Source organism: Clostridium sp. CS1-1 (genome assembly GCF_056135525.1).
In genome coordinates, this window is sequence record NZ_CM148680.1 from 4,610,885 (window position 1) to 4,625,432 (window position 14,548).

The window sequence follows — 14,548 nt, forward strand, 5'->3', positions numbered from 1 at the left end:
TGTAATTTTATAATTTCCTCAAATTCGCTTACAAAAGCTTTATGCAAATACTTACAATAAAATTAAATACTATCCTTATCTTTTCCCACCAATATATTAGAATTTCCACCAAACTTAGTTATCTCAATAGGAGATACGTTAAGTTCTCTTGATAAAATCTCGACTATTTTAGTTGCGCAGAATCCAGCCTGGCACCTTCCCATTCCTGCTCTTGTTCTTCTTTTGATACCATCTAGTGTTTTTCCACCTAAAGGTCTTCTTATTGCATTTATTATTTCTCCTTCAGTGACAGTTTCACATCTACATATTATCTTACCATATCTTGAATCTCTTTCTATAAGCTTCTTTCTTTCTTCGTTGCTCATTTCTCTAAATTTTGGAATTCCTTTTCTTATTGGGTTAAATTCGGAGTTTACTTTTGGTTGTAACTTTGCTAAAACTATACTTTTTACCATCTCTGCTATTGACGGTGCACTTGAAAGTCCTGGTGACTCAATTCCCGCAGCATTTATAAAGTTTTCTGCATCTTCTACTTCTCCTATAATAAAATCGTCTGCTGTACAATGAGCTCTAAGTCCTGAAAAAGAAGTAATTATTTGCCTCATAGGTATTTGCTTTATACTAATTGAAGCTTTGTTTAATATTTCATCAATACCTTCACTAGTTGTAGTCAGATCATTTTTATCCTCTATCTCTGTAGCATTAGGACCTATTAATAAATTTCCGTCTACTGTTGGAGTAACTAAAGTTCCTTTTCCCATCCTAGTTGGTAGTTGGAATATAGTCCTTGAAACAGTATTTCCAGCTGCCTTATCAAATAGACAATACTCACCTTTTCTAGGAATTATATGAATTTTGTTTTTACTTATCATATTATTTATATCATCTGAAAATAAACCTGCAGCATTTATTATAATTTTTGTCTCAATATTACCTTCATTAGTTTTTATTATATAATTTTCTTCTTTTTCAATCCCTTTTACTTCTGTTTGGAATTTAAATTCTACACCATTAGTATAAGCATTTTCTGCTAAAGCTATAGTCATTTCGTAAGGACAAACTATTCCACCTGTTGGGGCATATAATGCTGCAACTACCTCACTACTTAAATTGGGTTCCATTTCCCTTACCTTATTTCCATCTAAAACTTGAAGATCTGGTACTCCATTTTTCTCTCCTTGCTCTTTTAATTCATAAAGCTTGTTTATATCATTTTCATCAAAACATAGTACTAGTGAACCTATTCTTTTAAATGGGAAGTCTAACTCTTCGGCTAGTTTATCAAACATAGCATTTCCAATCGCATTTAACTTACCTTTTAGACTACCAGATTTGGCATCAAATCCAGCATGTACTATAGCACTATTCGCTTTAGTGGTTCCATTTCCTATATCTGAGTCCTTATCTACTACACATACTTTTAAACTATATCTTGATAACTCTCTAGCTATTGAACATCCTATAATTCCTGATCCGATTATTGTTACATCAAACATTAACATATACCTCCTTAAATTATAAAACAAAAAGAGAGCTCAAATTCAAGACGTAACTACAGTTACATCTAAAAATTTGGCTCTCTTAAACTCTGCCTTAATATTAACTTACTTAAATTATAGTTTTATTTTATCATACTCACTGATGTTATTCAATGATTAAAACTATTTAAATTCGGTAAGATTATATTCTTAAAGCGCCTATTCTTATTTTATGTTTCAAATACTTTAATTTTCTAGTTTATAATTTAAGAATCGCATCGAAAATATTATATATTATTTAATACTACATATTCGTTTTCACCATTCATTAAGATCTAAAGAAAAATCCCTATTTTACATCAATTAATTTTCCTGTAGGTTTGCTATTTACTTTAGCTCCATGCTTATATGCAACATAGTAACTTAGCCCTACCAAGACTGCACCTCCAACTATATTCCCCAGGGTCACAGGAAGCAAATTATGAAACATACTAGAAAAATTTATTAACTTGTCCGCTGAAATACCTGATGCCTGTGCAAATGCGGTATTTGACTTTGCAAAAATACCTATTGTTAAAAAGTACATATTAGCAACACAGTGTTCGAAACCACAGGTCACAAACGCCATTACAGGAAACCAAGCTATAGCTACTTTTCCTATGATATCTTTAGCTGCAGCTGTTCCCCAAACAGCAAGGCAAACTAGTAAATTACATAATATGGCACTTGAGAATGCTGTCCAGAATGGTAGGTTCCCTTTTGCAGAAGCTACCTTTATTACTGTAGCCCCAAGTTTACCAGAGTTAATATTCAGCATCCCTGACTGGAATACTAAAAAAGCTATAATTATCGAACCAATGAAATTTCCAAAATAAACTATTAACCAATTTCTAATTAAATCTTTGAAACTTATTTTACCGTCCATCAAAGGCACAACCATTAGACAATTACCTGTAAATAACTCTGCTCCACAGATAACTACAAGTATTAACCCTACTGGGAATATCCCTCCTGCTACAAACTTAGCTAACCCCGCATCTGTAATACTATGAGAAGCTACCGATGAAGCCGCTCCTCCAAGTGCTATAAATATTCCTGCCATAATGCCAAGCACTGTTTGTTGTAATAATGTCAAACTAGCTTTACCACATCCTACCCCTATGGATACATCACATAATTCTGTTGGTTTTAACATTCTACTCTCCATATAAGCTCTCCTTTAATATTAACTTTATAAAAAATAATTAATATGAACTATAAATATCAAGTAAAACTAAGAAGTTAACTAACATCTTTCCTTAATCCGCACCATTAACCAGATTATTATTGATAATATTTTAACAACAAGTGCTGTGGCTTATCTTGAATACATCATATTAGTAATCTTACCAATAGAAACATCTCCAACTACAGCTAAGTCCTCTGCTGTAAAATAAAACGGAACATTAGCGTCAAATAAAATTTGAGATGTAGGTGGGAATTCATCATCGCCACTCCACAATGCAAAGGTAACATATATATTATTAAGAAATTCGAATCTATATGCCGCATCTCCCATGTTTATCTCTTTTGCCTCTAGTTTCTTAAATACATCTTTAAACTTATCTACACTATTGCCAAAGGTCTTAGCTAGCCTCATCAAACATCTTCCGCTAAAATTTCTATAATACACATTACCGCCATCAACATCCCTATAAGTTATATCCTTATTTAGTGGAGCAACTCCCTTAGCATTAATTAAATATCTAAGAATTAAAGTCTTAGGTGGGTACTTTTCTATTTCAGAGCCATCTGCCTTAACTATATCTCCACTTGGATATTTAACAATTATATTCTCCCCCATTAATCTTACTACAAACTCACCAGTTTCACTATTATAAGGGCACCCAGTATTCTGTGATATAATCTCAGGATCAAACTCTTTAAATATACTTCTATGATAATCATAAGGTATCTTATCTTTTCTTTTCTCTTCGATAGCGACCATATCCATCTTTATAGTCTCCTTCACTTCATGAATTTCCCCCGCTAAAAAGCGAGGGATAAAACCTTACATGTGCTTTTGAGCCTCTAGTAACATTGCATCTGCTTTTTTCATAAATTCAATTGCCTCTTGTATAAATGCAGCCGTTTCCACTTTATTCATTTGTTTTGACTTTTCAACCCACTCCTCAAAGCCTTGTTCATGTGATTTATTATGTTCTATCCAATGGCTTAGTAAAAGCTTTAAAGTTTTTTCTTCTTTAGTTGAACTATCTGCTGCTGACTCGTACTCATGATCATGATTATGGTTATCCCCATGACAATGATATTCCTCATTAGAATGATTATGAGCATGACCTTCACTGTGGTTATGGCTATGGTCATGTTGATGCATGTGAGTATGTTCGTGATTATGTTCTTGTTCACCATGTTGATGCTCGTGAATATGAGCATGCTCATGTTCATGACTATGAGTATCTCCGTGATTATGTCCATGATGCAGATTTTCGTTACACATTATAATTCCACCATCCTTTGTTTCAATTTAATGTTAAGATTGATTATTTTTTGTCTTTTCTATTATTATCTTGTGTTCTAATAATCTTATTTCCTTTAATATTCCTTCTATTATCTGCTCTTCTCCTAAAATATCTGTTAATGCTAGCCTTCCATTTGACTTAGGAACTACATCTACCACATATTCCATCAATTTACGTTCACCATCTGGTGTTATTAAATAAGCTGTTGATTCACACATTTTTTTATTACCTCCTTTTTCCTAACTTAATTGTATAATCTTTCAAAACACTATACAATCACTCTAACCTAAAATTTCCTTAACAGTTGGAAACTTATTAATATCGGTATGTGGTAAGAAACATGCTGATACAAATTCATCCATGTATCCTGGTTCTACACTAAGCTCTACATAAGTCATCTGCTCCGATACACTCTCTAGTTTATGTCTTGCGTCTTCACTCATTAGCGTCAAATAACATCCTATAAGAGAACTGTTCCCTATATATGATATCTTCTCTCTCTCAATATCTGGTAACATACCTATTTTTATTGAATTCTCAATATCCAAACTATTCCCTATACCACCTGCTATATATACCTTATCTATCATAGTGAAATCCATTCCAAGGCTATTAAGCAAAGTAGTAACCCCTGAATAAATAGCAGCTTTTGCTCTAATAAAATTATCTATATCAACTTCCGTTATGGCAATATCATTTTCTAACCCATATTCATCTTTGAACACAAGGACATATTCACCAATTCCATGCTCATCGACTCTTATTCTAGTTGTATTTAAATTTTTTACTATTTTTCCTCTTCTATCAATTATTCCCGAAAGCATCATTTCACATATTAAGTCAATTATTCCTGAACCACAGATTCCTAAAGGTTTTTTATTTCCTATTATCCCAAGTTTAGGATCATAAGTGGATTTATCAATTTTAATTTCTTCTATGGCCCCACTGGCAGCTCTCATTCCACAACTTATTTCTCCACCCTCAAAGGCAGGACCTGCTGAACAAGCACAAGTCATTAAAAATTCCTTATTTCCAAATACAATTTCTCCATTTGTCCCTAAGTCAATAAAAAGTATATTTTCATCACTGAACCATAATCCAGAGGACAACACTCCTGATGTAATGTCTCCCCCTACATAACTAGCTACTGAAGGTGCTAAATAAATAAAAGTTTCTGAATTTATTTCTATTCCAATCTCTGATGCCTTTATAAATGGTGCTTTTACGAAGGCTGGTATATATGGTTCCATTCTTAAATAGTTTGGATAAATTCCTAGAAATAGATGGGACATTGTTGTATTTCCAGCTGCTACAAAGGATACAACCTCATTCTTATCTATACCGGAATCTTTGTACATTTTCATAAGTAATGGATTTATTGTTTCTTTTATAATTGCATCATTTAATTCTTTGAGTCCATTTCCTTTTGTTGAATACATTATTCTATTTATCACGTCTGCTCCATATTTTATCTGAGCATTTCCAGAGGATGCTTTTGCAACAAGTTTTCCTTTATGTAAATCAACTAAACATGCTGCCACAGATGTAGTTCCAATATCTAGTGCTACACCATACAATCTATCCGATGTATCTCCAGCTTCTATATTAATTATTGTAGTTTTTCCCTCACCTCTTGGTATATGGGTAATTGTTACTTTAAAATCAGCTTTTCTTAATAATGGAGGTATCCTTTTTAGCATAGAAAGTCTGCAAAACACTTGATTATATCCTAATTCAGTTCTCAAATGTCGTTTTATTCTCTCAAAATCAGATATATTATCATCTAAAGTTGGCATATCTAGTTGTACATAGTCCTTTTTTACGTAAGCTTTAAATTCCAACCCATTCTCAAATACTTGGCTCTTTGCTCTTTCAAATATTTGTTGTTCTCTCTCTCCAGACAAATCTTCAATTTTCATTCCATACATTGCTGAAGATGCGTTATGCGGAACCTCAACGACAATATCTTGTATTACTTTAGAACAACAAGCAAGAGTATATCCCTCATTTAATTCTTCCTCACTTATATGCCTGCTTTTTTCGCTATGTACCTTTCCGAAAACTATTTTAACTTTACATTTCCCACAAACTCCATTACCATTACATGGAGCATCTATAAAAATTTCCGCTTTTCTTGCTACTTCTAGTAAATTTTCTCCCTCAACCACTTCTATTTCCTTATTGTGTGGAATAAACTTTACTTTTAACATATCGTGCGAATACCTCCTTAAAAAAACTTTCTCGGCTATACTACCGAGAAGTTTTTTTCTACTTTATTCCTAATTCATACTTAGAAGCACTTAATAAATTATCTAGTTCATTTTTATCACTTATCTTTATTTTTACTATCCACGCATCATAAGCATCTTCATTAATGTACTCTGGCTCATCATCTAATTTTTCATTTACTTCTAGTACTTCGCCAGATAAGGGAGCAAATAAATCTGAAGCTTTCTTAGAAGACTCTACAACACCAAAAGTAGTCCCTTGAGCTAGTTCATCTTCAACATCTGGCATCTCAACAAACAATATTTCTCCAAGCTGGTTTTGTGCAAAGTCAGTTATTCCGATGTAAGCTACATCTCCTTCAACTTTTGCCCATGTGTGTTCACTGTGGTAATATAGATTATTTGGTAAATTCATTACAAACACTCCTTTTTATTGGTTGACAGTTGAAAGTGGACAGCTACGGAGATTTTTCGACGTTAGTAGAAAAATCAACCCCAACTAATCAATTATCAACTGTCAACTTATTTAGATTCAATACTTACTGATTCAAGTTAACTATGAATTAGCTTTAATTACATTATTGGATCTAATCCAAGTGCTGGATGTCCTTTTTCTTCTAAGAACGCCATTACCTCTTCTGATTCTGTAGATATAGTTTCATCACAAATCATATCTACAAAATTGTCTATATCATATAATTCTTTAGCTGTAGCATTTAACTTATCTGCTACGAAGTCTTTTAATTCTTTTGGCATCCAAACTATTCTTTCTATTCCACCTTCAGCCTTCATAAATTTCTTTGATGGAATAAATGCTCTTCCGTGTCCCATGAATCCTGGAGTTTGTACACCACCACCAGTCATAGATGCAAGTTCACCAAATGTCATTCCGAGTGGAGTTATTGAAGCATGCTCCCTGTTTACTATAACAACACCATTAGCTTCTGGCATTATACCTGTAATACACTCAAAACATCCGCAAGAAGTCATTGGGCTATTTAATATACTATATAATGTAACTTCTTCTACAGCACCTTGTGAGCCCTTTGAAACAGCTTCATTTACTTTTTCCCAAATACCAGCATTCTCATCAATTAAGCCTTCTTTTGGTACTCTTTGACATGGTCCTGTTGGATTCAATTCAAGTGTAGCTTTTGCATCTAACCATGAAACTGCTCCGCAAAGACCAAGTCTTTCAGGAGTTACTATACATATATGTGCAGGTGCAAAAGACTGACAAAGGTTACATGTATAGAATGTATCAACACTCTCATCTATTAGTGATGTAAGTCTTTCGTCTCTTTCAGTAAATCTTGGCATAGCATACTTATCTTTTAATTCTGAAGCCTTTTCTGGATCAGTTATTAAAGTTATTTCGCACTTATCTACAACCGAACCGAATTCATCTAACATTTTTGCATAAACCACTTCACCAAAGTGTTTTAATCTAAAGCCTTTTTCATATGCCTCTTTACCAACTCTCACCCAAGTAAGGTTTCTTTGTCCAACGTGCATTACTCCCTCAATGTAGTTTAAGAAATAATGAAGTCTTCTTTCTAGAACTGGTTCAAAATCTTTTTGCATATTAGTACCAGCTACCTTTATAAGCATACCAAAAGGCATTCTTCCTGGAGCTGCTGTTATACTATCTATGTCTGGTCCGATTATCTCAATCTTATGATCTTCAACTTCTCCAAGTTCAGCACTCATTACTAATTCCCAAGCTTCAGTCTTTCCTCCACCAAATTCAGCAAACATATCATTCTTTCTAATTCTTTCTCCCTCAAATGCTGCTGCAAATGCCACAGGTATTGGAATTTCAGTAACCTTTATTTTTATTTTTCTAGCCTCTAAAGAAGTTTTTACTACCTTATCATAGTCTTTTTGAGTTAATAGTAATGTAGGAACTTCAGTTACAGTTTGGTCAGTTACTACTGGGAATCCAAGAGCTATAGCACCAGCTCCACATGAAACTACAAGTTCACTTAATGGTCCAAAAGCATTTACAAATGCTGGTACCCTGTCTGAAGTGTATTGTAAAAGTTCAGCTAAGTTACCTGGCTTAACTGCTCCAAATATTAGAGCCGCTCTTATTGCGACAGTTACAACGTGAATTACTGAAGTAACATCATATCCTAGTGGAACAACTCTTAGGTCAAGCCCCATCTTAACATTAGCTTCCTTAGCTTGGTCTATTACCTTACCAACTAGGAATGTTAACAGACCTTTCGATTGGTAATCCTTTATAACTTTTGCAGCACTTTCAGCATCTTGGCATTCTCCAAGCACAACTGCAACTCCTGGTATATCTCCAGTAACTAGAGGTACTCCTAGTGAACGAATTATTGGGTCAGATACGAACCCTACACATGGCTCTGCATATGGAGTATCTGAAAGTGTATACTTAGCAGCCTCAACTATTTCTGCTGCCACAGCAGTTGCTAGTCCAGAATTTAGTGCTTTATCAAGCATTTCTTCTTCAACTATTAAACTTCTAACTATATCTAAAGCACCTTCTAATTCTTTAAGGTTTGAAATTTTCTTTCCTGTTGCAGCATAAATTACTGGTAAAGAATATGCTGTATCTGGGAATGCAACCTTATGATCAATACCTTTTTCCTCTATAGCTTTTTGTACAAGTCCTTCAGCTGCCGCTAAAGCTTGTTTTGACCCAGTGAATATAGTTTGAAATAAATTCATTTTTAGCCCCTCCCTAAATTTAATTATATAAAAAATACAGTCAAGTATTATAAGTCTAAATAAGAGTCAGCATATAATACAGCTCCATTTACAACGTCACAAGTTTTTATAGTTTCCATTAATCTCTTGTCACATGGATTCATTATTGCTGAGGAAAGTCCACATTGCATTGCCATTGCAGCAAATGTAGCATCCATAATTGGTCTAATTTCCTTTGGCGCACCATTTGATATATTACTTAGTCCGCAGCAAGTTTTTAATCCCATTTCACTTATCATCTTAACAGCTTCTAATACTTCTTTTTGCTTATCCTGCATTCCTTTAATAACTAGGAATAATGGGTCAAATAATAAATCAGTTGGTTCCATTCCAAGGCCCATTGCTCTTTCAAGCATCTCTGTACAGTAAGCCATTCTTTCATCATTATCTCTAGTAATACCTTCTTTTGCACATAATGCAATACACATAGCATCATATTCTGCTGCTAAATCTATATTTCCAATTCTCTCTCCAGCATCTGCTGAGTTTACGATTGGCTTTCCCTTTTCCCTGTTATAAACTTTAAGTCCAGCTTCTATAGCTTTCTTATTTGTTGTATCAAGTGCAAGTGGAACATTATCAAATTCTTTTTGAAGTAATTGAACACCCCACGCCATAACTTCTTCCCCATCTTTTTCAGCTGGTCCTATATTAAAATCTAGGTAATGAGCGCCTGCTTCAAGCTGCTCTTTTGCTCTCTTTATAATTTGTTCTGGATTTCTTTCTGATATAGCCTTTCTAATAGCTGGTGATATGCAGTGAATTCTTTCCCCAATGATTAAAAACTTATCCATGTTAATAATCCTCCCATTTTCTTTAATATTTATTTACATTTTAATTAAACTCAGATAATACTAAATTTATAATTAGAATTTAACAATGAGGTTTATCTGAGATTAAAGACAAACCTCAATTGATCAAATTTTTTACCAATAACTATTTTTCAGTTAATTCCTTTAAGAATTTAGGAATAAACATAGCTTCTGCAGTTCCAACTATTATCTCCCATCCTGGTAAGTTCTCTTCTAAATCCCCTTTAAGAACTGCAACCTTTCCTGGAAGTATCAATTTTCTACTCTTAACCTTTTCTTCTATTCCATTTTCTTTTATAAATTTAGCTATGCTATTTGCAGTAAACTTACCAGCTGCCCATGAAGTAAGAACTGAGTATCCACCTGCATCTGGAATTACCATCCACACTGGAACTTTAGATCTTTCAATTTCACCGGATACTACGAAATAAGTTAATGCAAAGTCAACTGTACATAATACTGGGGCATTTTCATCTGGATTATTAATTCCATATAGGCCTGGTTCAATTCTCATCGGTTTTTGTGGATCTGTAAAGATATTTTGTCTAAGGCCGTATAATGGTAATGCTCTTGCATAATCTATATCACTTAGAACTATTATTGAACCGTATTTCATTGTGAATAGTGTAGATAAAGCTATTTCCATAAATTTATCGCCTTTTGCAAGCTCATCTACAAATAAGATTGAAGGATATCCAAAGGTTCTATCTCCACCTTGAAGGTTTATTCTTCTAATTTGAACTGTATTTTCAAAAGCTTCTTTAACAGAAGCTGAACCTGGGTCAAGTACTAGGTTCTTATATCCTGATTTTTGAATCTCTTCCACTAATGTATATAAAGCTTCTAAATTTTCAGCTTTTACACCTAAAGTTAAGTTATCACCTTTAACAAGGTCAACCATTTCCTTGAAATTTTCTTTATTAGCACCATAAACCATAGGGTTTTCAGCCTTAACTAATTCAATCGCTTCTCTAGCAACAGCTGGATCCTCGCAGATTAGTATGTAAGCTACTTTTAATCCACTTGCTTTTACCTTATTTACTAAAGCAATATACCTATCTTTATTACCAGCATATTTCAATGCAGCAAATTCAACTTTCATTTCTTCGCCAATTCTTACATAATCAACATCTTTCATATGTTGAAGTTTTGCATCTATTGCAGCATCATCCATGTTGTCAGATAACAATATTGCATATCTATTTCTATTTACATAAGTCTTTTCATGACGGAATAATACAGTTTCTCCACCAAATTTATACTCAGTTTCCCCTTTACCAACTGTTATAGTTTTCATTAGAGGTGCTGTAGCCTCTGATAACTTCTCTATAGACTCTGAACTCATATGTGGACATTTTCCTATTTCTGCTCCACCTGCTGCTACCTTCATTGAGAAAGCTAAACAAGTTGGAAAACCACAATCTTTACAATTCTTTTTTGGTGTTAATTTAAATATATCTAATCCTGTTAAAGCCATTTTGAATCCCCCTTACCTTAATCACAATATAAAATTTAATTTGTACTAGCCTAGTAATTCATTAATAAACTTCTTAATAGTTTCTACTGATTTTGGATGACGTAAAATAACTGCATTAGATCCTGATGCAAGAACTCCAGTAGCTGTTGCTACCTCCATAGCAATACCTCTATCTTCCTGACATCCCCATAACGGTGAATCTGATTCTAGTTCAACTGATTCTTTTACCTTCCATGTATCAAAAGAAACTGGTGTGATTATTGGAACTTGAAGAGTTTTATCATTTTGTCCAAGAGCAGCAAGTCTTACTCTGTCTAAAGTTGAAACAACATACTCATAACCATATCCTGCAGCTGCAGAGCCTATATTATCAACTATTTTTTCATTAGCAACACCTAGTTGATTAACTAAAATATTTATTTGTTTAGCAAGGTTTATATCAACAGATGATTCAGCAGCAACTTTATGATTATAAGCCATTGCACCTGCAGCAGCTATAGTCTTGTAGTTATCCTCAACTGCAGCTAATAAAAGAACATTATGTCCATCTAATTCTTGAGCAACTTTTTCGAATAACTTAGCATCCTTTTCATGATTACCTGTTCCAGCTACTACTAAAGGAGTCTTTATAGCTTCAACCACAGCTTTAGCAGCCTTAGCACTTTCTTCTACAGGTTTATTAAGTCCATTTGGATCAGCACTATCTAATCTTAAGCATATAAAATCAGGAGCATATTTTTCTTCTACAAACTTTGCCCATTGAGCAGGATCATTACAAACATCCTTATAAATATCTTTTATAGCATCTGACCAATCCTCTGGGTAAACATCTGAAATTTCCATACCAACTTTTTGAGTATTACCTACGTTACCATCAAAGGTATAAAACGGAAGTACACTTTCTCCACCTAATTTTATAGCTTTTTCTCCAATGCCTATTTCAACTTCACAAATCTTACCTGAAAATTTCTGTACTGTTTTCTTGAACATAAATTAATGCCTCCTTAATTTATTTATTGAATTGAACTTTTGATAAAATTTCACCTAACGCTTTTTTAGATATGGAATCCTCAGGCATGTTAACAAGAGGTTTTCCACTAGTGTCATACTCATACACCATAGGGTCCATAGGAACAACTCCTAGTAAATTTAATTCCTGCTTCTCTATTTCTTCCATTGTTCCTTCATTTAGCTTACCTTCTGGTGCTCTATTAACTATTAAAAAAATTTGCCCTACCTTTAAATTTATTTCATCAACTAGCCTTCTTATCCTACCAACTGCTTGAATTCCTCTTCTGGAGCAGTCACTTATCAAGAATAAAGTATCGATATCTTCAACTACTTTTCTACTTAAATGCTCCATTCCAGCTTCATTATCTATAATTAAATATTTGTAATTTGCTGAAAGTGAATCTATTTGAGTCTTCAACACTCCATTTACATAACAATAGCAGCCTGTTCCCTGGGACCTTCCCATTACAATCATGTCATAACCAGTTCCTTCTGTAACAGCAGTGCTTAATCTATACTTTAAATAATCTGCTTTTAACATACCTCCTGGGAAACTATCATCAAGAGATCTTTTACTTACATCTTCTCTTATTTCTCCTATAGTAGCCTCTATATCTTCACCTAAAACTTCATTTAAGTTTGCATTTGCATCAGCATCAACTGCAAGAATAGGTCCTTCTCCCTTTTTAACTAAATAATCTATTAAAAGACCTGTTAATGTAGTTTTACCAGTGCCGCCTTTACCTGCTACAGCTATTTTATATCCCATAGTATAACCCCTCCCTTTATCTGATAGCTAATCGCCATTAACACATATTGTTATGGTTTTAAGTCTCATTTAAGTTTATTTTTTACATCAAATTCGTCACAAATAGATTAAACCACCTATATTACTAGCCTATTGAATGAACACATTGTCCATGTACATCATGAAGTGCTTCCATTAACGCTTCCGATAATGTTGGATGTGGATGAATTACATCTCCAACCTGCTCCGAAGTTAGCCCTAGCTCTACAGCAAGTGTAAGTTCTCCTAACATATCTGTTGCACGTTCACCAATTATTGCTGCTCCGATTATTACATCCTTTTCATCTGTAATAACTTTTACGAATCCTTGGAACTTACCCATTGCTTGTGCCTTTCCAAGCCCTCTAAAATCAAATTTCCCAACCTTATAGTTGATTCCAGCCTTTTCAGCCTCTTTTTCTTTTAATCCTACAGAAGCTATTTCAGGTTCTGTAAATACGCATCCTGGTACAGCTTTGTAGCTTACTTTTTTATCTTTCCCCATAGCATTTTCTACTGCTACTATACCTTCTTTAGAAGCTACATGAGCAAGTGCTATTGATGGAACTAAGTCACCTATAGCATAGATTCCTTCTATACTTGTCTCCATTTTTTCATTTACAACTACTCTACCTCGATCCATTTGTACTCCTAGGTCTTCTAAACCAAGCCCTTCTGTGTATGGTCTTCTCCCAACAGCTACAAGCATTACTTCTGCTTCTAATTTTTTTCCGCTATTTAATGTTGCGATAACTTTATCTTCACTTACCTCAACATTTGAAATTCCATCCCCCACAAAGAACTTTAGCTTTTCCTGTTTAAAACTTCTTTGTAGTATCTTTGCCACATCTTCATCTTCAAGTGGTGCAAGCTGAGGCATCATTTCTACTATTTTAACTTCTGTTCCAAGTCTGTGTAAAAACTGACTTATTTCAGCTCCTACCGGCCCTCCACCAACTACTATCATAGACTTTGGTTGGTCCTTAAGATTTAAAACTTCATCGGAAGTTATTACTCTTTTTCCATCATAATGAAAGAAACCTGGTACTACTGGTACTGACCCCGTAGCAAGAATTACCTTATCTGCTTGTATGATTTCTTTTGTTCCATCTGCCTTTGTAACTTCAACTTCATTTTTACTTAAAAGTTTTCCAGTTCCGCGTACAAGCTTAACCCCTCTATTTTCAAACATAAACTCAATGCCTTTTACCAATTGAGTAACCACTTTATCTTTTCTCTGCATGATAGTATTGAAATCCGCTTTTACCTCACCTTCAATACTAATTCCAAGTTTTTCAGCTTCTTTAACAGTATTTAAAGCATCTGAAGATGCTAATAATGCTTTTGTAGGTATACATCCTACATTTAAACATGTCCCCCCGACATTCTTCTTTTCTACTATAGTAACATCAGCTCCAAGCATAGCAGCCTTTAACGCAGCTACATATCCACCTGGTCCACCACCGATAACAACTAATTTCATTCAAATCGCCC

Annotated in this window: 13 protein-coding genes; all 13 read right to left on the bottom strand. The window is 34.0% G+C overall.

Translation table 11 applies throughout. From position 1 onward, the window contains the following. Positions 1 to 62: 62 nt before the first annotated feature. The 13 genes from AC0N0V_RS21845 to lpdA all read right to left on the bottom strand — a co-directional run bounded on the left by AC0N0V_RS21845 (position 63) and on the right by lpdA (position 14,537). The gene (locus tag AC0N0V_RS21845) at positions 63 to 1,496 is read right to left on the bottom strand and encodes an FAD-dependent oxidoreductase (protein WP_474460998.1); all 1,434 of its coding nucleotides are present in this window, start codon (positions 1,494 to 1,496) and stop codon (positions 63 to 65) included. 331 nt (positions 1,497 to 1,827) lie between these two features. After that, entirely contained in the window at positions 1,828 to 2,685 is an 858-nt protein-coding gene (locus AC0N0V_RS21850) for a formate/nitrite transporter family protein (RefSeq protein WP_474461000.1), read from the bottom strand. Positions 2,686 to 2,835: 150 nt separating this feature from the next. Next, on the bottom strand, positions 2,836 to 3,489 hold the full coding sequence (locus AC0N0V_RS21855) for a DUF3786 domain-containing protein (protein ID WP_474461001.1): 654 nt from the start codon (positions 3,487 to 3,489) through the stop codon (positions 2,836 to 2,838). Positions 3,490 to 3,528: 39 nt separating this feature from the next. Then, positions 3,529 to 3,978, bottom strand: a complete 450-nt coding sequence (locus AC0N0V_RS21860) for a DUF8180 domain-containing protein (RefSeq protein ID WP_474461002.1) — start codon at positions 3,976 to 3,978, stop codon at positions 3,529 to 3,531. 33 nt (positions 3,979 to 4,011) lie between these two features. Continuing rightward, positions 4,012 to 4,218 (bottom strand): CooT family nickel-binding protein, encoded by a 207-nt coding sequence (locus AC0N0V_RS21865; protein ID WP_474461003.1) that lies wholly within the window; start codon positions 4,216 to 4,218, stop codon positions 4,012 to 4,014. 63 nt (positions 4,219 to 4,281) lie between these two features. Further along, on the bottom strand, positions 4,282 to 6,210 hold the full coding sequence (gene acsV / locus AC0N0V_RS21870) for a corrinoid activation/regeneration protein AcsV (RefSeq protein ID WP_474461005.1): 1,929 nt from the start codon (positions 6,208 to 6,210) through the stop codon (positions 4,282 to 4,284). Between the two features lie 58 nt (positions 6,211 to 6,268). After that, positions 6,269 to 6,643, bottom strand: a complete 375-nt coding sequence (gene gcvH / locus AC0N0V_RS21875; protein WP_474461007.1) for a glycine cleavage system protein GcvH — start codon at positions 6,641 to 6,643, stop codon at positions 6,269 to 6,271. Positions 6,644 to 6,801: 158 nt separating this feature from the next. Continuing rightward, positions 6,802 to 8,928, bottom strand: a complete 2,127-nt coding sequence (gene acsB, locus AC0N0V_RS21880; protein ID WP_474461009.1) for an acetyl-CoA decarbonylase/synthase complex subunit alpha/beta — start codon at positions 8,926 to 8,928, stop codon at positions 6,802 to 6,804. A gap of 47 nt (positions 8,929 to 8,975) precedes the next feature. Beyond that, complete coding sequence (gene acsE / locus AC0N0V_RS21885; protein WP_474461011.1) at positions 8,976 to 9,761, bottom strand: carbon monoxide dehydrogenase/acetyl-CoA synthase methytransferase subunit; 786 nt, start codon at positions 9,759 to 9,761, stop codon at positions 8,976 to 8,978. Between the two features lie 142 nt (positions 9,762 to 9,903). Next, positions 9,904 to 11,256, bottom strand: coding sequence for an acetyl-CoA decarbonylase/synthase complex subunit gamma (gene acsC / locus AC0N0V_RS21890; protein ID WP_474461012.1), 1,353 nt, complete (start codon positions 11,254 to 11,256; stop codon positions 9,904 to 9,906). Positions 11,257 to 11,301: 45 nt separating this feature from the next. After that, positions 11,302 to 12,246, bottom strand: a complete 945-nt coding sequence (gene acsD, locus AC0N0V_RS21895; RefSeq protein ID WP_474461013.1) for an acetyl-CoA decarbonylase/synthase complex subunit delta — start codon at positions 12,244 to 12,246, stop codon at positions 11,302 to 11,304. Between the two features lie 19 nt (positions 12,247 to 12,265). Beyond that, positions 12,266 to 13,036 (bottom strand): ATP-binding protein, encoded by a 771-nt coding sequence (locus tag AC0N0V_RS21900; protein WP_474461014.1) that lies wholly within the window; start codon positions 13,034 to 13,036, stop codon positions 12,266 to 12,268. A 124-nt stretch (positions 13,037 to 13,160) separates the two neighbouring features. Continuing rightward, positions 13,161 to 14,537, bottom strand: coding sequence for a dihydrolipoyl dehydrogenase (gene lpdA, locus AC0N0V_RS21905; RefSeq protein WP_474461015.1), 1,377 nt, complete (start codon positions 14,535 to 14,537; stop codon positions 13,161 to 13,163). Positions 14,538 to 14,548: the final 11 nt, after the last annotated feature.